Annotated in this window: 19 protein-coding genes and 1 tRNA gene; 11 read left to right on the top strand and 9 right to left on the bottom strand. The window is 71.3% G+C overall.

Annotated features, from left to right (window positions below; all coding sequences use genetic code 11):
- Nucleotides 1-4 precede the first annotated feature (4 nt).
- Together ACR3ZA_RS10485 and ACR3ZA_RS10490 are read left to right on the top strand one after the other, a co-directional pair.
- A complete protein-coding gene (locus tag ACR3ZA_RS10485; RefSeq protein WP_473661905.1) occupies nucleotides 5-898 on the top strand; it encodes a metalloregulator ArsR/SmtB family transcription factor in 894 nt (297 codons plus the stop codon).
- 21 nt (nucleotides 899-919) lie between these two features.
- On the top strand, nucleotides 920-1,324 hold the full coding sequence (locus tag ACR3ZA_RS10490; protein ID WP_473554253.1) for an arsenate reductase ArsC: 405 nt from the start codon (nucleotides 920-922) through the stop codon (nucleotides 1,322-1,324).
- Here the strand turns inward: ACR3ZA_RS10490 and ACR3ZA_RS10495 are convergent.
- Nucleotides 1,321-1,821 (bottom strand): MarR family transcriptional regulator, encoded by a 501-nt coding sequence (locus ACR3ZA_RS10495; RefSeq protein WP_473661906.1) that lies wholly within the window; start codon nucleotides 1,819-1,821, stop codon nucleotides 1,321-1,323. The genes ACR3ZA_RS10490 and ACR3ZA_RS10495 overlap by 4 nt on opposite strands.
- A 75-nt stretch (nucleotides 1,822-1,896) precedes the next feature.
- Between ACR3ZA_RS10495 and ACR3ZA_RS10500 the strand changes: the two genes are divergently transcribed.
- Nucleotides 1,897-1,968, top strand: a tRNA-Gln gene (locus ACR3ZA_RS10500).
- A 196-nt stretch (nucleotides 1,969-2,164) separates the two neighbouring features.
- Nucleotides 2,165-3,541: an FAD-binding protein gene (locus tag ACR3ZA_RS10505; protein ID WP_473661907.1), complete on the top strand. Its 1,377-nt coding sequence runs from the start codon at nucleotides 2,165-2,167 to the stop codon at nucleotides 3,539-3,541.
- Nucleotides 3,542-3,602: 61 nt separating this feature from the next.
- Here the strand turns inward: ACR3ZA_RS10505 and ACR3ZA_RS10510 are convergent, their stop codons facing one another.
- Nucleotides 3,603-4,952: a HupE/UreJ family protein gene (locus ACR3ZA_RS10510; protein ID WP_473661908.1), complete on the bottom strand. Its 1,350-nt coding sequence runs from the start codon at nucleotides 4,950-4,952 to the stop codon at nucleotides 3,603-3,605.
- Nucleotides 4,933-6,027 carry a DUF3500 domain-containing protein gene (locus tag ACR3ZA_RS10515; RefSeq protein WP_473661909.1) on the bottom strand — a complete coding sequence of 365 codons (1,095 nt, stop codon included), beginning with the start codon at nucleotides 6,025-6,027 and terminating at the stop codon, nucleotides 4,933-4,935. The genes ACR3ZA_RS10510 and ACR3ZA_RS10515 overlap by 20 nt, the downstream gene beginning before the upstream one ends.
- A gap of 125 nt (nucleotides 6,028-6,152) precedes the next feature.
- On the opposite strand from ACR3ZA_RS10515, the gene ACR3ZA_RS10520 reads away from it, so the two are divergent.
- The 3 genes from ACR3ZA_RS10520 to ACR3ZA_RS10530 all read left to right on the top strand — a co-directional run bounded on the left by ACR3ZA_RS10520 (nucleotide 6,153) and on the right by ACR3ZA_RS10530 (nucleotide 9,445).
- Nucleotides 6,153-6,899 carry a glutamine amidotransferase gene (locus ACR3ZA_RS10520; protein WP_473661910.1) on the top strand — a complete coding sequence of 249 codons (747 nt, stop codon included), beginning with the start codon at nucleotides 6,153-6,155 and terminating at the stop codon, nucleotides 6,897-6,899.
- 76 nt (nucleotides 6,900-6,975) lie between these two features.
- Nucleotides 6,976-8,442 (top strand): bifunctional UDP-N-acetylglucosamine diphosphorylase/glucosamine-1-phosphate N-acetyltransferase GlmU, encoded by a 1,467-nt coding sequence (glmU, locus tag ACR3ZA_RS10525; protein ID WP_473661911.1) that lies wholly within the window; start codon nucleotides 6,976-6,978, stop codon nucleotides 8,440-8,442.
- 85 nt (nucleotides 8,443-8,527) lie between these two features.
- Entirely contained in the window at nucleotides 8,528-9,445 is a 918-nt protein-coding gene (locus ACR3ZA_RS10530) for a ribose-phosphate diphosphokinase (RefSeq protein ID WP_473662312.1), read from the top strand.
- Nucleotides 9,446-9,457: 12 nt separating this feature from the next.
- Here ACR3ZA_RS10530 and ACR3ZA_RS10535 read toward each other — a convergent pair whose 3' ends face one another.
- Together ACR3ZA_RS10535 and ACR3ZA_RS10540 are read right to left on the bottom strand one after the other, a co-directional pair.
- Nucleotides 9,458-9,820: a hypothetical protein gene (locus ACR3ZA_RS10535; RefSeq protein WP_473661912.1), complete on the bottom strand. Its 363-nt coding sequence runs from the start codon at nucleotides 9,818-9,820 to the stop codon at nucleotides 9,458-9,460.
- On the bottom strand, nucleotides 9,817-11,088 hold the full coding sequence (locus ACR3ZA_RS10540) for an amino acid permease (RefSeq protein WP_473661913.1): 1,272 nt from the start codon (nucleotides 11,086-11,088) through the stop codon (nucleotides 9,817-9,819). The genes ACR3ZA_RS10535 and ACR3ZA_RS10540 overlap by 4 nt, the downstream gene beginning before the upstream one ends.
- An 87-nt stretch (nucleotides 11,089-11,175) precedes the next feature.
- Between ACR3ZA_RS10540 and ACR3ZA_RS10545 the strand changes: the two genes are divergently transcribed.
- Entirely contained in the window at nucleotides 11,176-12,549 is a 1,374-nt protein-coding gene (locus tag ACR3ZA_RS10545; protein ID WP_473661914.1) for a CoA transferase, read from the top strand.
- Nucleotides 12,550-12,576: 27 nt separating this feature from the next.
- On the opposite strand, the gene ACR3ZA_RS10550 is transcribed toward ACR3ZA_RS10545, so the two are convergent.
- From ACR3ZA_RS10550 to ACR3ZA_RS10565, 4 genes are read right to left on the bottom strand one after another with little or no spacing between them, the layout of a single operon-like run.
- Nucleotides 12,577-13,536 (bottom strand): PfkB family carbohydrate kinase, encoded by a 960-nt coding sequence (locus ACR3ZA_RS10550; protein WP_473661915.1) that lies wholly within the window; start codon nucleotides 13,534-13,536, stop codon nucleotides 12,577-12,579.
- Nucleotides 13,533-14,153, bottom strand: a complete 621-nt coding sequence (locus tag ACR3ZA_RS10555; protein ID WP_473661916.1) for a bifunctional 4-hydroxy-2-oxoglutarate aldolase/2-dehydro-3-deoxy-phosphogluconate aldolase — start codon at nucleotides 14,151-14,153, stop codon at nucleotides 13,533-13,535. The genes ACR3ZA_RS10550 and ACR3ZA_RS10555 overlap by 4 nt, the downstream gene beginning before the upstream one ends.
- A gap of 5 nt (nucleotides 14,154-14,158) precedes the next feature.
- Nucleotides 14,159-14,917: an SDR family oxidoreductase gene (locus ACR3ZA_RS10560; RefSeq protein WP_473661917.1), complete on the bottom strand. Its 759-nt coding sequence runs from the start codon at nucleotides 14,915-14,917 to the stop codon at nucleotides 14,159-14,161.
- On the bottom strand, nucleotides 14,914-15,936 hold the full coding sequence (locus ACR3ZA_RS10565) for an alcohol dehydrogenase catalytic domain-containing protein (protein WP_473661918.1): 1,023 nt from the start codon (nucleotides 15,934-15,936) through the stop codon (nucleotides 14,914-14,916). Before ACR3ZA_RS10565 ends, ACR3ZA_RS10560 begins: the two co-directional genes overlap by 4 nt.
- Nucleotides 15,937-16,121: 185 nt before the next feature.
- Here ACR3ZA_RS10565 and ACR3ZA_RS10570 point away from each other — a divergent pair, with 185 nt between their 5' ends.
- Genes ACR3ZA_RS10570 through ACR3ZA_RS10580 form a run of 3 tightly spaced genes read left to right on the top strand, consistent with a single transcriptional unit; the run spans nucleotide 16,122 to nucleotide 18,873 of the window.
- The gene (locus tag ACR3ZA_RS10570; protein WP_473661919.1) at nucleotides 16,122-17,291 is read left to right on the top strand and encodes a CoA transferase; all 1,170 of its coding nucleotides are present in this window, start codon (nucleotides 16,122-16,124) and stop codon (nucleotides 17,289-17,291) included.
- Nucleotides 17,288-18,418 (top strand): extracellular solute-binding protein, encoded by a 1,131-nt coding sequence (locus ACR3ZA_RS10575; protein WP_473661920.1) that lies wholly within the window; start codon nucleotides 17,288-17,290, stop codon nucleotides 18,416-18,418. Before ACR3ZA_RS10570 ends, ACR3ZA_RS10575 begins: the two co-directional genes overlap by 4 nt.
- Nucleotides 18,418-18,873, top strand: a complete 456-nt coding sequence (locus tag ACR3ZA_RS10580) for a MaoC/PaaZ C-terminal domain-containing protein (RefSeq protein ID WP_473661921.1) — start codon at nucleotides 18,418-18,420, stop codon at nucleotides 18,871-18,873. Before ACR3ZA_RS10575 ends, ACR3ZA_RS10580 begins: the two co-directional genes overlap by 1 nt.
- Nucleotides 18,874-18,885 lie beyond the last annotated feature (12 nt).

The raw sequence follows: 18,885 nt of genomic DNA on the forward strand, positions 1-18,885 counted from the left end.
GTCTATGGATCGGACGTTCGACGACGCGACCCCGCTCGCACTGCTGGCCGATCCGACCCGCCGGCGGCTCGTGGCACTTGTGCTGGCGGCGCCCGAGGCGCGGGCGCTCGTCGGTCGGCTCGCCGAGTCGCTCGAGCTGACCCAGCCCACGGTGAGCCATCACGTTCGCGCGCTCGTCGAGGCCGGCATCCTGGTGGGCGAGCCGGAGGGCCGGCGCACCTGGTACTCGGTCTCGCCCGATCACCTCGATGCGGTGATCGACGCGGTGGGCGCGGTGCGCCCGGCTGCCGACTCCGACGAGGTGCTGGGGCGGGTCGCCGACGATCTCGCCCTCAGATTCGCGGGCACCTTCTCGCGAGAGACGGTTGAGCGCTACGTGCGGGAGAGCCGCGACCTGCTCGCCGAGCGCGCCTCCGATCGGCGCTACCTCGCCTCGCGGACGGCGCAGTTCGCCGCCGAGCGGCTGACGGCGCTCGCCGCGGCGGAGCACGCGCCGGGCGCCGCTCCCGAGGTGCTCTTCGTCTGCGTGCAGAACGCGGGACGCTCGCAGCTGGCGGCCGCGATCCTGCGACAGCTCGCGGGCGACCGGGTCGTGGTGCGGACCGCGGGGTCGAATCCGGCCGACGCCGTGCGGTCGTCGATCGCGACGGTGCTCGATGAGATCGGGGTGCCGCTCGGCGCGGCGTTCCCGAAGCCGCTCACCGACGAGGTGGTCCGTGCGGCCGATGTGGTGGTCACGATGGGCTGCGGCGATGCCTGCCCGGTGTATCCCGGGCGGCGTTACCTCGACTGGGAGCTCGAAGATCCGGTGGGGCAGTCGCTCGAGCGCGTGCGCGGGATCCGCGACGACATCGAGCGTCGGGTGCGCGAGCTGCTGGCCTCGCTCGACCTTTCATAGATCGTGATCTATGATTTGAGCATGGCTGAAACCCCCACCGTCTTGTTCGTCTGCGTTCACAATGCGGGTCGCTCGCAGATGGCCGCCGGATTCCTGTCGGCGCTCGCCGGCGACCGCATCCAGGTGCTCTCCGCCGGCTCCGAGCCGAAGGACCAGATCAACCCGATCGCGATCGAGGCGATGGCCGAAGAGGGCATCGACATCACCGGCAATGTGCCGAAGATCCTGACGACGGATGCGGTGAAGGCCTCCGATGTGGTCATCACGATGGGCTGCGGCGACACCTGCCCGATCTTCCCCGGCAAGCGTTACGAGGACTGGGAGCTGGAAGACCCGGCCGGCAAGGATCTCGAGACGGTGCGCCGCGTGCGCGACGACATCAAGGGCCGTATCGAGACGCTGATCTCGGAACTGCTGCCGGCCTAGTCGAAGTCGAGGCTGAGGCGGCGCAGCAGCCCGCTCAGCCGCTCGCGATCCGCCGAGCTCAGGTGGGCGAGAAGCTCGGCCTCGCCGGTGAGCAGGGTGCTGATCGCCGCATCCACGCGCTCGCGCCCCTCCGGCGTCATCGCGACGAGCACGCCGCGCCCGTCGTGCGGGTCGGTGTGCCGCAGCACGAGGCGGCGCTCGACCAGCCGATCGATGCGGTTCGTCATGGTGCCCGAACTCACGAGCGTCTGCTGCAGCAGCGCCTTCGGGCTGAGCGTGTAGGGCGAGCCGGCACGGCGCAGCGCCGCGAGCACGTCGAACTCCCACGGCTCCAGATTCGAGGCGGCGAAGGCCGCGCGCCGGGCGCGCTCCAGGTGGCGCGAGAGCCGGGCGACCCGGCTGAGCACCTGCAGGGGAGCGAAGTCGAGGTCCGGCCGCTCGCGCTGCCAGGCGTCGACGATGCGGTCGACTTCGTCGGCAGGAGGTTCGGCGGTCATCTGCTCATTATCGCGGCCCGGGGCCGACGGGCGCCGAGGCGCGACGTGGCACACTGGTTGGGCGCATTTGCGCGGTCCGCTGTGGTGTAACGGCAGCACGACAGCCTTTGGAGCTGTTAGGTCCAGGTTCGAATCCTGGCGGCGGAGCTTCGAGGGATTCTGGAAACTCATGCGTTCCAGAGTGGAAACTCCGCGACGGGCTCCCGGTGCTTCGTCCAGCGAATTCCGGGTTGGCGTCGCGCCGAAGTCGTGCAAAACTCAGTGAATCCGAGTGGGGCTGGCACCGTGGCGGCCATGTTCGCGTCGACCACCCAGCCTCAAGTTGAGAGACCCGGGAGCTGACATGAGCGATTCCGCATCGTCCACCGCATCCGCCGCCGCATCGCTGCGCGGCCTTCTCGACGGTCGTGTCCTGTTGCCTGGCGACGCGGGATTCGACGAGGCCCGCCAGGCTTGGAACACGGCGATCGACCAGCACCCCGCTGCCGTCGCGGTTCCGCGCTCCGCCCAGGAGGTGGCCGAGGTGGTTCGCGCCGCGGGTCGGGCAGGTCTGCGCATCGCGGTACAGGCCACCGGGCACGCGGCCGAGGCCCTGGCCGGGCGGCCGCTCGCCGATGTGCTGCTGATCAATCTGCGCGACCTCACCGGCGTCGAAATCGACGCCGCGACGCGTCGCGCTCGAGTCGCCGGCGGAACCACGTGGCGGGAGGTCGTCGAGGCCGCCGCGGCACACGGTCTCACCGCTTTGCACGGCTCGGCGGGCGATGTCTCGGCGGTGGGCTACAGCCTGCAGGGTGGACTCTCCTTCTACGCGCGTCGGCACGGGCTCGCGATCAACGCCGTCCGCGCCATCGAGGTTGTGCTGCCCGACGGATCCGTCCACCAGGCGAGCGCGGAGAGCGACCCGGAGCTCTGGTGGGCGCTGCGCGGCGGCGTCGACCGGCTGGGAGTTGTCACCGCGGTGGAGCTGGAGCTGCTTCCGCAGCCAGACGTGTTCGCCGGAATGCTGCTGTGGGATGCCGGACACGCCGCCGCTGTGGCGACCGCCTGGCGTGACTGGGCGGCGACGGCACCGGATACCGCGACGACATCGCTGCGCGTGATGCACTTCCCGCCGCTGCCGGAGCTCCCGCCGTTCCTCTCCGGTCGCTCGATCATCGTGATCGACGGAGCGATCCTGGACGACGACGACGTGGCGGCCCGGATTCTCGCGCCGCTGCGCGCGCTCGGTCCGGAGATCGACAGCTTCGCGCGCGTCCCCGCGGCGGCGGTTCTCGAGATCCACATGGATCCGCCGGTTCCGACTCCGAACGTGTCGGCGCATTCGATCCTCGGGGGGCTCACCGACGACGCCCTCGCGCGTTTCGTCGCGGCGTCGTCACGGGAGTCGGGGCTCATGTTCGCGGAGCTGCGTCATCTCGGCGGCGCGATCGCCGCGGCCCCCGACGGGGCCGGCGCGATCGGCGCGGTCGCTGGCGAGTTCGCGCTGTTCACGGTGGCGGTGACGCCGACCGCGGAGGCGATGGTCGCGGGGCGCCGCGCCGTCGAGGGACCGCTGAGCGCGCTGGAGTCGTGGACGATCGACGCCCGCCTGCTGAACTTCTGCGAAGGAAGCGAGGGTCGAAAGCTCGCGCTGGGCGACGCGACGGACCGACTGGCGAGTATCGCGCGCCAGGTCGACCCCGGCGAGCGGATGCTGAACCGAGCCGCGTCGAGCTGAGCGGTCACGGGCGCCCGCGGAGCGCTGAGGGCTGGCGGAGCCCCCCCGCGAGTCGCGCGAATCACGAGCCTCGCGTCGTGGCGGCCGTCAGCTCCTGTTCTGCTCCGGCACGGGGATCCGACATCCGCGCCCGGGCGAACACGGCCGCCGCCGCGATCCACAGCGCGAGGACGATCCACGGCGATGCGGGCGTCAGTGCCTCCGCGGCCGTGCCGAGCGGGGTGGCAACGCCCAGGCGATCCAGCAGCCAGCCGGTGGCCGCGACGGCGGTCAGCAGTGCTGCGCCGATCCGGATCGGGCGGAACGCCGCGGTCTGGGCGAGCACGATCAGCGGCGGCAGCACCGCGGCGACGACCGCGAGCTGCATGAGCTCCACGCCGAGGTTGAAACCGAACAGGCTGAGGACGAGCGGGCCGCCCGAGAGGTTCAGGTCGGCGAGCGCGGTCGAGAAGGCGGCCCCGTGGACGAGGCCGAACACCCCGGCGATGAGCGCCTCCCTGCCCGGGAAGATCGGACGGATCGCGTGGGCGGCGGCGATCAGAATGCTCACGGCAATCAGCACCTCGACGGGCTGGCGCGCGACCGGAATGGCCAGGGCGCCGAGCGCGAGCGTGATCGAGTGCCCCACCGTGAAGGCGAAGGTGACGGCGAGTGTTCGGCGCAGAGCGGTGCGTCGCGGCGCCGGTGCGCCCCAGCGCCCGGCCGAGAAGAGCACGGGGGCGGGCAGCAGCAGCGTCAGCAGGAAGAGCTGGTGGTCGGTGCCCTCCGCGATGTGCGAGATGCCGAGCGCAGCCATCCCGGTGAAGCCCTGCCACCAGCTGCCGTCATCGAGATCGACCACGAGAGGGTCGACCACGCCGGTCACCGTGTTCAGGCCGATCACGCCGATCTCGCGGGCCGACTCCAGCTCGCCGGCGGCCCAGTCGCTGCCCACGATGACGTAGATGTCGGCCGTCACCAGCTGGTGCACGACCGCGTCGTAGTCGAGCACGAACTGGCGCACGTCGCCGTCCGACGGCGGGGTGAGCAGCGCGGTCGCCGTGATCGCCGGAAACGTCCCGACGCTCTCCTGCTCCACCTCGGTGAGGGCGACCTCGTCGACCTCGACCGTCCACGTGCCCGCATCCGAGCTCACGCGGGTGTGCGCCTCCAGATACGCCGTGACCTGCTCGGCCTCGGCCGAGCTGACGTTGCCCGTCGGGTCGGCGAAGGTGATGCCGGCCGCAACCTGAAGGTCGGCCACCGGGATCGTGAGGTCGGCGGTGATGTGGTCTTCGGCGACGTCGAGCTCGATCGTGCTCGACGGCACGACGTGGGCCGACGCGGGGAGCGCCGGCCCCCACACCGCGGCGCCCGCCGCCAGAACGGCGACGAGCGCGACGCGGTGCCGGCTACGAAGTGAGGCCGCCATAGTCGTTGGTCTTGTCGCGCCACACCGCGTGCGGGTGCGCCTCGGGCAGCGTGACACCGGCCTGCATCGAGAACTCAATCCACACCGACGGTCCGTCGATGCGCACGTAGTCGCCCGCGGAGTCGACGGCGCTGGAGCCGGAGAAGGAGATGTAGGTCTCGTCGAGCTCCGCCTCGTACTCGGCCAGGATCACGGCCGCGTCGGCCTCCGCCAGGTCGCCCACGTAGGTGTTGATCGCGGCGAGCACGAGCGCCTTCTGCTCGTCGCTCAGCTCGGAACCGGGGATGCCGTCCGAGCTGGTCGGGAACGCCCAGTCGTCGCCCGGGCCGAGCAGCACGTCGCCGAAGGAGCTGCCGAGCTCCGCCGTCGCGAGCTGGTCAGCGTCGAACGAGGCCAGCATGGCGGCGAAGGCCGCCTGCTCCTGCTGCTCCGCCTCGATCGTCAGGCCGTCGTAGTCCTCGGTCGTGAACGGCTCGATGCCGCGGAACGACGGGGTCGCGCCGACGAGCTCGCCGTCGATGTAGGTGTTGGCCAGCGCGAGGTGGTGGCCGCCGAACTGGAGCTCCCAGGTGCCCGTGGTGCTCGGGGTGCCGAGGAAGGCGATGTAGAAGTTGCCGCGACCGTAGACCGGGTCGGTGCTGACGTCGTCGAGGTAGTCGTCGGCGGCGAGGTGCTGAAGGATCTCATCGAAGCCCTCGTTGTCGTCGGCGCCGGTCGCGGCGGCCAGCAGCTCCTCGAGGGCGGCCCACTGCTCGTCGGAGAGGCTCTCCGTCTTGAGCCCGGCACGGTCGCCGCCCGCGGGCAGGTTCGACCAGTTGGAGGCGTTGGCGAACGTGTAGTCGTCGTTCAGGTCGGCGCTCTGCGAGTCCGACAGCGTCGCGTCGAAGGCTTCCGCGAGGGCGACGACGGTCGAGTCGCTGGTCGTCTCCGTCGTGGTGGTGTCGGCGGTGCTGGTGTCCGTCGCGGTGTCGTCGACGGCGGCGCAGCTGGCGAGCGTCAGAGCGAGCGCGACAGCGGCTGCGCTGGCGACGAGCGGGGAGCGCGTCGCGATCTGGGTCAGAGGTTGATTGAGCATTCGACGAAAGTAGAGACACTTCCTATGGCGAACCTATGCGCGGATCGGCGCCCACGGGCCGACCGATAGCGTGGAGACCGCCGCTCGTCGGCACGACCCCGCACCCCGCAGCTGAAAGGCACCACGTGAAGAACGCACTCCTCCTCGGTGAGTCCTGGACCACCCACATGATCCACCAGAAGGGGTTCGACAGCTTCACGTCGACCGAGTACGTCGAGGGCGGGCAGGAGTTCCGCGCGGCGCTCGAGGCCGACGGCTGGAGCGTCACCCACCTGCCGGCGCACACCGTCGAGACGTCGTTCCCGGCGACTGCCGAGGCGCTCGCCGAGTACGACCTCGTCGTCATCAGCGATGTCGGCGCCAACACGTTCCTGCTGAGCCGCGCCGTGTTCGGGCGCAGCGCCTCCGAGCCGAACAAGCTGACCGCGATCCGCGACTACGTCCTCGCCGGCGGCGGCCTGCTGATGGTCGGCGGCTACCTCTCGTTCTCGGGCATCGACGCGAAGGCCAACTACGCCAACACCGAGCTCGCCGAGATCCTGCCGGTCGGAATGCTCACCACCGACGACCGTGCCGAGCGTCCCGAGGGCGCGCCGATCGAGGTGCTGGCGCCCGAGCACGCCGCGCTCGGCGGCGTCGGCACCGAGTGGCCGGCGCTGCTCGGCTACAACCGCACGACCCCGCGCGAGGGCGCGGAACTGCTGGCGACCGTCGCCGGCGACCCGCTGGTCGCGGTGACGACGGCCGGGGCCGGGCGCACCGGCGTCTTCACCTCCGACATGTCGCCGCACTGGGCGCCGCCGCCGTTCATGGAGTGGGACGGCTACGCGCCGCTCTGGCAGGCGCTCTCGACCTGGGTCGCACGCGACTGACCCGACAGCGCGGGCGAACGGGTGCGGTGCGCTCGTTCCCCCGCGCGGTCTCGGCCGGATAGGGAAGAATCACCCCATGACCGATTCCCGTCTTGCCGTGATCGTCTTGGCCGCCGGGGCTGGCACCCGCATGAAGTCGCGCCGACCCAAGGTGCTGCATCCGCTCGCCGGCGTGCCGCTCATCGGCCACGTGCTGGCCAGCGCCCGCGAGCTCTCGGCCGAGTTCGTGGTGACGGTGGTGCGGCACGAGCGCGACGCGGTCGCAAGCGCCATCCACGAGCTGCTGCCCGAGGCGATCCTCGTCGACCAGGACGACATCCCCGGCACCGGTCGCGCCGTCGAGCTGGGTCTTGCGGCGCTGCCCGACGACTTCGAGGGCGAGGTGGTCGTCGTCAGCGGCGACGTGCCGCTGCTGGACGTGGCGACCCTGTCCTCCCTGCTAGAGACGCACCGCGGCGAGGGCGCGGCGGCGACCGTGCTGAGTGCGATCGTGGATGACGCGACCGGCTACGGACGCATCATCCGCGACGCGGCGGGGGCGCTGGATCGCATCGTCGAGCAGCGCGACGCCGCCGACGACGAGCTCCAGATCACCGAGATCAACTCCGGCACCTACGTCTTCGCCGCCGCGGCCGTGCGCGAGCACCTCTCGCAGCTCGGCTCGCAGAACGATCAGGGCGAGCGCTACCTCACCGACGTCGTCGCGCTGCTTCGCCAGGCCGGTCACCCGGTGGCGGCCGTGCCCGCGCCGGATGCCTGGGTCGTCGAAGGCGTCAACGACCGCGTGCAGCTGGCTCGCACCGCCGCGCGCCTGAACGCGATGATCGTGCGCGGCTGGCAGCTGGCCGGGGTCACCGTGGTCGACCCGGCGACCACCTGGATCGACCTGCGCGCCACCCTCGCCGAAGACGTCGAACTGCTGCCGGGCACCCACATCGCCGGCTCCACTACGGTGGCGCGCGGCGCCCGGATCGGGCCGCAGACGACGCTGCTCGACTGCGAGGTCGGCGAGGACGCGGTCATCACCCGCACCGACGCCACGCTCGCCGTGATCGGCGAGCGCGCCACGGTCGGACCGTTCGCCTACCTGCGCCCGAACACGCAGCTCGGCGCCGACGGCAAGATCGGCACCTTCGTGGAGACCAAGAACTCGCAGATCGGTGCGGGCAGCAAGGTGCCGCACCTCAGCTACCTCGGCGACACCACCGTGGGTGAAGGCTCGAACATCGGCGCGGGCACCATCACCGCCAACTACGACGGCGTGAAGAAGCACCCGACGACGGTCGGCTCGCACGTGCGCACCGGCTCCCACAACGTGTTCGTGGCTCCCGTGACGATCGGCGACGGCGCCTACAGCGGGGCCGGCACGGTCATCCGCAAGGACGTGCCCGCGGGTGCGCTGGCGATTCTGCAGGCACCGCAGCGCAACGTCGAGCGCTGGGTCGCGGCCAACCGGCCGGGAACCGCGGCGGCGGACGCGGCGGCGCGAGCGCAGGCCGCGGAGCAGACGGCGAACCAGCCGGACGCCGGGTCGCTAGACTGACAGTCCAAGGGCGAAAGGCGGAGGCGTGGCGGCCATCAAAATCCAGGGTGAGAAACGTCTGGTCCTGGTATCGGGCCGAGCGCACATGCAGCTCGCGGAGGACATCGCGACCGAGCTCGACTCCGAACTCGTGCACACCGATGCCCGCACCTTCGCCAACGGCGAGATCTACGCGCGCTTCGACGAGAGCCTGCGCGGCACCGACGTCTTCGTGATCCAGTCGCACACCAGCCCGATCAACGAGTGGCTCATGGAGCAGCTCATCATGATCGACGCGGCCAAGCGCGCAAGCGCCAAGCGCATCACCGTCGTCGCCCCCTTCTACCCCTACGCGCGTCAAGACAAGAAGGGTCGCGGCCGCGAGCCGATCTCGGCCCGACTGGTCGCCGACCTGTTCAAGGCGGCTGGCGCCGACCGCATCATGAGCGTCGACCTGCACGCCGCGCAGATCCAGGGCTTCTTCGACGGCCCCGTCGACCACCTGTTCGCGATGCCGGTGCTGCTCGAGCACTTCCGCAAGAGCCTCAACCCCGAGACCCTCACCGTGGTCAGCCCCGACATGGGCCGCGTGCGCGTGGCGGATGTCTGGAGCGACAAGCTCGGCGCCCCGCTCGCGATCATCCACAAGCGTCGTGACCCGATGGTGCACAACCAGGTGACCGTGCACGAGATCGTCGGCGAGGTCGAGGGCCGGGTCTGCCTGCTCGTCGACGACCTGATCGACACCGGCCGCACGATCGTCCGCGCCGCCGAGGCCCTCAAGGATCACGGCGCGATCGGGGTTGTCGTCGCCGCCACCCACGCGGTCTTCTCCGACCCCGCGCCGGAGATCCTGCAGAGCTCGTTCATCGACCAGGTGGTCGTCACCGACACCCTGCCGGTGCCCGACGAGAAGCGTTGGGATCGCCTGCAGGTGCTGCCGATCGCGCCGCTCATCGCGCGCGCGATCCACGAGGTGTTCGACGACGGATCCGTCACGTCGATGTTCGACGGCGCCGCGTAGGCGACCTCCGGTCTAGGCGGGAACGCCCGGTTCCGGCAGGTCGCTGAGCCCCGGGATGAGCCCGAGGTAGCCGAGCACCGTCTCGGTGCCGTCGGTCTCGCGCGCCACGCAGTACCAGCCGGGTCCCGCGGGGGCGATCAGCTCCAGCTTGGCGACGGCGGTCACGCCGCGCAGCTGGTACGAGCTGACGATCGTGCGGCAGGCGAGCTCCGCCGTGCGGCTCTGCGTGGTGAATGCCGACAGCACGGACGGCAGGATGAGTGCGAGCACCCCGATCACGATGACGATGCGCAGCAGGCGCTGCACGAGCGGATGCCGCACCGGCCGCTCGTCGGGGGACGGCTGCGACAGTTCGGGGTGGGCGTCGTCGATCATCTTCCCGACAGTCTGTCACCCCGCCGGGTTGCGACGCCGAGTCGCGTGGCGCGCAGCGCCAGCCCGACGGCGATCACGACGGCGCCGCCGATGACGCCGACCAGCGGCAGCGTCGCGGCGAGCCCGAGGCATCCGATGAGGCCCACGACCGCGACCGCACGCGGGGAGCGGCGCTCGGCGGCGGGCTGGCGCAGCGCCGACAGGTTGGCGACCACGTAGTAGAGCAGCACCCCGAACGACGAGAACGCGATCGCCCCGCGCAGGTCGGCGATCAGCACGATGGCCGCGACGAGCACGCCCAGCCCGAGCTCCGCGACGTACGGGGTGCGAAAACGGGGATGGATGCGCGCCAGCACGCCGGGCAGCTCAGCGTCGCGTGCCATGGCGAGGCTCGTGCGTCCGATGCCGGCGATCATCGCCAGCAGAGCGCCGAGCGAGGCGAGCGCGGCTCCGACGCGCACGAGGGGCACCGCCGCCTGCCACCCCGCGGCGGTGACGACGTCGGCGAGCGGCTCGCGGCTGCCCGCGAGCGCCTCCGGGCCGAGAGCGGCGAGCGCGGCGGTCGCGACGAGGGCGTACACCAGAAGCGCGGTGGCGAGGGCGATGATGATCGAGCGGGGGATGATGCGGGCGGGGTCTCGCACCTCCTCGCCCATCGTCGCGATGCGCGCGTAGCCGGCGAAGGCGAAGAAGAGCAGACCGGCCGCCTGCAGAACCCCGAACGCGGATCCCGGCGCCAGGTCGAGCACGATCGACGGGGCGGACGCGGCGCTGAACCCGGCGGCCACGACGAGGGCGAGCACCGAGAGGGAGCCCACCACGAGCACCTTGGCGGCCAGGGCGGTGCGCGTCACCCCGAGCGTGTTGACGACGGCGAGCGCCAGCACCGCGGCGGCGGCCACCGGCTTCTGCCACTCGGGCGGCACGGCGTAGGCGGCGAAGGTCAGCGCCATCGCCGCGCAGCTGGCGGTCTTGCCGACGACGAAGCTCCACCCCGCGAGGTAGCCCCACCACGGGCCGAGCACCTCGCGCCCGTAGAGGTAGCTGCCGCCGGAGGCCGGATAGCGCGCGGCGAGCTGCGCCGACGACAGCGCATTGGCGATCGCGACCACGGCGGCGATGCCGAGCCCCAGCAGCAGGGCGGCGCCGGCCGCCTCGGCGGCGGGGGCGAGCGCGGCGAAGATGCCCGCGCCGATCATCGAGCCGAGACCGATCGCGACCGCGTCCGTCGTGCCGAGGCGGCGGGTCAGGCGGGCCGAGTTGCTCACGCCCGGATGCTAGCGGAGCAAGGTGGCCGGTCCACGTCGACGCGATCGGCTCTCGCTCGCGGCTCGGCTTCGGCGTAGCGTCACAGCATGAGCGACGACGCGGAAGACGGGATGCGGGGGCGCTTCGACGCGGCCCTCGACCTCCACCCCGGTGACGTCGAGATCGGCGGCGAGCCCCGACTGGCCTCGAGCTACCCGGTGTCGGCGCTCGCGACCGCCGCCATCACCTCCGCGGCGAACGCGGCGAGCGAGTTGATCGCCGAGTTCTCGGGCGCCCGCCCCGCGGTGCGCGTCGACCGGGCTCTCGCCGACGCCTGGTTCGGCACTGCCGTCTCACCGGTCGGCTGGAGCCTGCCGTCGCCGTGGGATTCGATCGCGGGTGACTACGCCACCGCCGACGGCTGGATTCGACTGCACACCAACGCGCCGCATCACCGCGCCGCGGCGCTCCGCGTGCTCGGGGTGGCGGGGGAGCGGGACGAGGTCGCTGCCGCGGTCGCGGTGTGGAGCGCACGCGAGCTTGAGACGGCGGTCGTGGAGGAGGGCGGCTGCGCCGCCGAGCTGCGCACGCCCGCCGAGTGGGCGGTGCATCCCCAGGGGCTCGCGGTCGCGAGCGAGCCGCTCGTGGCCTGGAGCGCCACCGGCGACGCGGGCGGGGCAGCGAGCCAGTGGGTGCCGCGCTCCGAGCGGCCGCTCGCCGGACTTCGCGTGCTCGACCTCACCCGGGTGCTCGCGGGACCGGTGGCGACGCGCCTGCTCGCCGGGCTCGGTGCGAACGTGCTGCGCATCGACCCGCCCGGCTGGGCGGAGCCCGCTCTCGAGCTCGACATGACCCTCGGCAAGCACTGCGCCCTCGTCGACGGCCGCGACCCCGCGGGGCGCGACCGGCTGCTCGAGCTGCTGAGCACCGCCGATGTGCTCGTGCACGGCTACCGGCCGGGCGCCCTCGACTCCTTCGGCTTCGGCGACGTGGTGCGCGCGGTCACACGCCCCGGGCTCATCGAGGTCTCGCTCGACGCCTACGGCCATACCGGCCCGTGGGCCGCGCGGAGGGGCTTCGACAGCCTGGTGCAGATGTCGAGCGGGATCGCGGCGGCGGGGCTGCTCGATGGCAGCGCCACGGCACCGACGCCGCTCCCGGTGCAGGCGCTCGACCACGCCACCGGATACCTGATGGCGGCCGCCGCGCTGGCCGGGCTCACCCGCCGGACCCGCACCGGAGAGGGATCACGGGCGCGGCTCTCGCTCGCGCGCACGGCTCTCGAGCTCGAGGCCGCGCCGCGCGGCGAGCGCGGTGCCGCCGTCGCCGCCGACCCCGGCGGTCTCACATCCCCCGGCGTCCGGATCGACTCGGCCTGGGGCCCCGCCGAGCTCAGTGAGTCGCCGTTCCGCATCGACGGCGCGCCGCTCGCCTGGGAGCGGTCGCCGCGCGCGCTCGGAAGCGATCCGTCTCGCTGGTGACTCCGTGCGTGCGGTGACCGTCCGTGGTCAGCGTGCGACCGGGTCTCCGCCATCCAGCAGACGGAGTTCGGTGCGTCGCGGGTAGCTCTCCCAATCCCCGGGACCGAGGCACGCGAACGCGCCCGTGCGCACGGCCGTGCGCAGACGGGTCTCCGGATCCTCGCCGGCGAGCAGCTCCGCCAGGTACCCGGCGACGAAGGCGTCGCCCGCACCGACCGTGTCGACCGGGGTGATGCGCACCGCGGGCATCTCGAAGTGGTGGCCGTCGATGAGTGCGAGGCAGCCCTCCGGTCCGAGCTTGATGAGGACGTGACTCGGGCCGAGTGCGGCGATGCGGGAGGCGAGCTCCGCGGGCGTCCCGTCGCCGACGAGCAGTGCGGCCTCGTCCTCGCCGGCGAACACGATCGTGGAAAGTGCGGCGAACTCGCGGTACACGGCGGCGGCGTCCTCGGCGGACCACAGCGTCGACCGGTGGTTGACGTCGAACGAGACCGGCACCCCGGCCGCGGTCGCGATGGCGATGGCGGCCCGCGCGGCGGCGGCGGCCGACTCCGACAGTGCCGGAGTGATGCCGCTCAGGTGGAGCACCCCGGCGCGCTCGATGACAGAGGGATCGAGATCCGCCGGTTCGAGCTGGCTGCCCGCGCTGCCGGCGCGGTAGTAGTTCACGCGGGTGGCGTCGGGGGTGCGGCGCTCTTTGATCATGAGCCCGGTGCGGGCCCCGGCGTCGACGATGGCGTGAACCTCCAGGCGCTCGGCGTTGAGCTCGCGTGTGACGCGCTCACCGAGCGGATCGTCGCCGACCCGGCCGATCCAGGCGGCGTGCCCGCCGAGACGGCGGACGCCGATCGCGACGTTGCTCTCCGCTCCGCCGATCGCCAGCGCGAAGTCATCGACGTGAGCGATCGAGCCGACCTCGGTCGCGCGGAAGAGAGCCATCGTCTCGCCCAGCGTGACCAGTCCGCCGGGGCGCGGGGACGCACTCATGCGCTCGGCAGCAGAGCGACGGCTTCACGGCTCAGTCGCTCGATCGTGGCGAAGTCGCCGGCTCGGATCAGGGCGCGTCCCACCATCCAGCTTCCGCTCACCGCCGGGACCGCCGGATGCGCGAAGTACTCGGCGATGTTGTCGGCCGAGACTCCGCCGCTCGGCACGAATCCCACGTCGCCGAACGGCGCCGCCAGCGCCGCGATCGTGCCGAGGCCGCCGAGTCGGTCGGCCGGAAAGAACTTGACGGTGTCGAGTCCCAGCTTGACGGCGCGCTGCACCTCGCTGCCGGTGGCCACGCCCGGCAGCACGCCGACGCCGTGCTCGCGCGCCCGGTCGACGAGTTCCTCGTCGAGGCCGGGGCTCACGATGAACTCGGCGCCGGCATCGAGCGCCCGGTCGAGATCGGCGCGGGAGAGCACCGTCCCGGCGCCGACCGAGAATCCCGCGGTGCCGGCGACGGCCGCGATCGCGGCGACGCCCGCGGCCGTGCGCAGCGTCACCTCGGCGCAGCGGATTCCGCCCGCAGCGAGCGCCGCGATGAGCTCTGGCGCGTGGGCGGCGTCGTCGATCACGACGACCGGCACGATCGGATGTTCGGCGGTCCATGCGCGCATGTCTGTCATCGTCCCAGCCAGCCCCCGTCGACGGGAAGGGTGATGCCCGACACGTAGTCGCTCGCGGGGGAGGCGAGGAAGACCGTGGCGCCGCCGAGATCGCTCGCGCGCCCCCATCGCCCGGCGGGAATCCGCTCGAGGATCGACCGCGAGCGGTCGGGGTCGTCCTGCAGGGCCTGCGTGTTGTCGGTCGCGATGTAGCCGGGAGCGATCGCGTTCACGGTGACACCGCGCGCGGTCCACTCGTTGGCGAGCGCCTTCACCAGCCCGGCCACTCCCGACTTCGCGGCCGTGTACCCGGGCACGTTGATGCCGCCCTGGAAGCTGAGCAGCGAGGCGGTGAAGATGATCTTGCCGTGACCGCGCTCGAGCATGGAGCGCCCGATCGCCTGGGTCAGTGCGAACTGGCTCGACAGGTTCACCTGCACGACGCGGTCCCACAGCTCCAGGGGGTGCTCCGCGGCGGGGGCGCGTTCGATGGTGCCCGCGTTGTTGACGAGGATGTCGACGTTGCGCGCCGCGAGGGTCTCGCCGAGCGCGGCGACCGCCTCGGGATCGGCGAAGTCGCACGAGAACGCCTCGAAGGCGCGACCGTGGGCGGTGACTGCGGCCTCGATCGCGCTGCCGGAGGACTCGAGGGAGGCGCTGACGCCGATGATGTCGGCGCCGGCCTCGGCGAGCGCGTCGGCCATCGCGAAGCCGATGCCGCGGCGGGCGCCGGTGACGACGGCGGTGGTGCCGGTGAGGTCGAACATCGCGCTCATTCCTGGCCCGCCACATCCACGAGGATCTTCATGGCGCGGCCCGCCTCCAGATCGGCGAAGGCCTCCTGCGTCTTCGACAGCGGCACGATCTTGCTGATCAGCAGCTCGGCCGGAATCGCGCCCTCGGCGAGCAGCTCGACGGCGCGCTCGAAGTCGGTGCGCTGGTAGACGCGCGCGCCGAGGATGCGCAGCTCGCGCCAGAAGACGCGCTGCAGGTTGATCTCGCGCGGCGTCGGATGGATGGCGACGACGACGAGCGTTCCCCGCACCTTGGCGAGGTCGGTCGCCCCGAGCACGGCCGCCGCGGCACCGGACACCTCGAACACGACGTCGGCGCCCGCGCCACCGGTCCACTCCTCGACCCAGGCGACCTGGTCGGTCTCGCGCGGGTCGAGCGTGGCGAAGCCGAGCCCTTCGATCTGCGCGCGACGCTGAGGGTCGAGTTCGATCACGACGACCTCGCCGCCGAACGCGCGAGCCACGGAGGCGATCAACACGCCGATTGGCCCGCCGCCGATGACGACGGCCTTCTGGCCGGGCTCGAGCTCGGCGCGGCGGACGTCGTGCACGGCCACAGCGGTCGGCTCGACGAGCGCGGCGTGGTCGAGGCGAAGCGCGTCGGGCAGCGCGACGAGCGTCTCGGCGGGCACGTTCCACAGCGCCTGCAGGGAGCCGGGGGAGTCGATGCCGATGAAGTTCAGGTTCTGGCAGATGTGCTCGTTGCCGGCGAGGCAGGCCGGGCAGGTGCCGTCCCAGTCGAGCGGCATTACGGTCACGGGATCGCCGGGGGCCCACCCCGTGACCCCGTCGCCGACGGCGGCGATGGTGCCGCTCATCTCGTGGCCGAAGATCAGCGGCGTGCTCACGCGGGCATCCATGTTGCCGTGGATGATGTGCAGGTCAGTGCCGCACAGGCCGGTGAACGCGACGGCGATCTGCACCTGCCCCGGGCCGGGCGGCGTGGATGAGCCGGTGGCCACCTCGATCGTGTGGTCGCCCACATAGCTTGCAGTCAGCACTGACGTCGCTCCTCAAAAGATCCGATGAATTGGTCGGTTTCATTGTGCACCCTCAGGTGGAATTTGTCGCCTTGCGCCTTCGCGACGAAGCCTCTACCATGAGCAAACGATTGATCATAACCATTTCGACGTCGAAGTGGCCGCTCCCGCTCCAAGACCTTCGCGAGAAAGCGACGTGCAGTTCCATGTCATCCACGAACATCAGACCCCTCGAAGGAATTCTCGTTCTCGACTTCAGTCAGTTCCTCGCGGGCCCCGTCGCCGCGATGCGGTTGGCCGACCTCGGTGCGCGCGTCATCAAGGTCGAGCGTCCGGGCGTCGGCGACATCGGTCGCACGCTCGCGTTCGCCGGGCGCATGGCCGACGGCGACACCGTGTCGTTCCACGCGATGAACCGCAACAAGGAGTCGATCACCGCCGACCTCAAGTCGCCCGAGGATCTCGCCTACGTCAAGCAGCTGGTGGCGCGGGCCGACGTGATCATCGAGAACTTCCGCCCCGGCGTCATGGAGCGCATCGGTCTCGACTTCGAGTCGGTGAAGAAGATCAACCCCGCGATCGTCTACGCCAGCGCCACCGGGTACGGCGAGGAAGGCCCGTGGAAGGATCGCCCGGGCCAGGACCTCTTGGCGCAGTCGATCTCGGGTCTGCCCTGGCTGAGCGGCTCGCGCGACGACGGTCCCGTGCCGGTCGGCCTCTCGATCGCCGACCATCTGATGAGCTGCCACATCGCGCAGGGCGTGACGGCGCTGCTGGTCCGGCGCTTTCGCACCGGCGAGGGCGGCCGCGCCCAGACGAGTCTGCTCGAGGCCATGCTCGACCTGCAGTTCGAGCTGCTCAGCACCAAGCTCACCGATGACTCGATCACGGTCCAGCGTCACGGCGAGCACTCGGCGAACGCGTTCCTGGCGGCGCCCTACGGCACCTACCCGACCCAGGACGGCTACCTCGCCCTCGCCATGAACCCGATCCCCAAGCTCGGCGCGCTCCTCGGTCTCACCGAGCTCGAGGAGCTGACCGACCCGCAGCAGGCGTGGGACGAGCAGGAGCGCATCGAAGCGATCCTGGCGGAGAAGTTCCAGACGGGGACGACGCAGCACTGGCTCGACATCCTCGACGTCGCGGACGTGTGGTGCGCCCCGGTTCTCACCCTCGACGAGCTGATCGAGTCGGAGGGCTTCGCGGCGATCGGGATGACCCAGGAGGTCGAGCGCCGCGGCACGACGGTCGGCACCACCCGCAGCCCGATCCGGATCGACGGCGAGATTCTGAGAAGCCGCAAGGCCGCGCCCACGCTCGGGGAGGACAACGAGCGCGTCAGAGCCGAGTTCCCGAGTGTGGAGGTGTCGGCATGACCACGATTCTGAAAGGGATGACCTGGGAGCACGCGCGCGGGTACGGCAGCGTTGTCGCCGCCGCCGAGGCGTACCGCCAGGTGGCGCCCGACGTCGAGGTGCGCTGGGAGTTCCGGTCCTTGCAGGCGTTCGCCGACCAGACGCTCGAAGAGCTGGTCGAGCAGTATGACCTTCTGGTGATCGACCACCCGCACATTCCCCAGGGTGCCGAGGAGGGCATGTTCGCGCAGCTCGATGGCACGGGCCACGATGAGCAGCTCGCGACCCTGGCCACCCAAACGGTCGGAGCGTCGCATGCGAGCTACTCGTTCGCCGGTCATCAGTGGGGCCTCGCGACGGATGCTGCGGCGCAGGTGGCCGCCTACCGGCCGGATCTGCTCCCCGAGCCGCCCCGCGACTGGGCGGGCGTTCTGGCGCTCGCCGAACAGGGGCGCGTGCTGTGGCCGTACAAGCCCGTCGACTCCTATTCGAGCCTGATCACGATCGCCGCCGGCAACGGCGAGGAGCCGATGCGCACTCCCGGCGTCTTCCTCTCGGCCGACGCGCTGGGCGAGGCGATGGAGCTGATGCGTCGCCTGGCGTCGCTCGTGCCCGAGGACAATCAGACCCAGAACCCGATCGAGGTCGCGGACACGCTGAGCACGAGCGACCGCTTCGCCTACTGCCCGCTCCTGTTCGGATACACCAACTACTCGCGCGCCGGCTTCCGTCCTCACCGCCTGAAGTACGTCGACATCCCGCTCTCGCGGCGCGGGGTGGCCGGATCGCTGCTCGGCGGCGCCGGGATCGTGGTGTCGGCCCGATCGGCGCATCGAGACGAGGCGATCGCGCACGCGTTCTGGCTCGACTCGGCCGAGGTGCAGGAGGGCGTGTACTACGACGGCGGCGGACAGCCGGGCAATGCGGTGGCGTGGGAGAGCGACCGCACGAACGCCGACAGCCTGGACTTCTTCCGCGGAACGCGCGCGACGCTCGAAGGGGCGTACCTTCGCCCGCGCTTCGCGCACTACATCGAGCTGCAGAACGAGATCTCGCCGTTGATCACCGAGGCGGTGCTCGGGCGGATCGGCGACGACGAGCTGCGGGAGCGGCTCGACGCCGGCGTTGCGAAGTGGCTGGTGAGCTGATGCGGACGATCGATCGCTGGTTCGAGGACTACGAGATCGGCGAGCGGCGCGAGAGCGTCGGCCGCACGATCACCGAGACCGACATCGTCATGCACGCGGGACAGACGGGCGACTTCTTCCCGCACCACATGGATGCGGAGTGGATGGCGACGCAGCCCGCGGGCCAGCGGATCGCCCACGGCACGCTCATCCTCTCGGTGGCGGTGGGCATGACCGCGGGGGACATCAACCCCCAGTCGATGAGCTACGGCTACGACAGGATCCGTTTCATTCGGCCCGTGTTCATCGGCGACACGATCACTGTCGCCGCGGAGATCACCGAGAAGGCGCCGCACGCGAAACGGCCGGACGAGTTCGGCTATCTGCACGAGGCGGTGACTGTGACGAACCAGCACGGTGAGACGGTCATGGTCCTGACTCACCTGTACCTGGTCAATCGTCGAACCACGGGGTGAGTTCGCCCCTAC

This window comes from Herbiconiux sp. J20-20 (genome assembly GCF_057365085.1).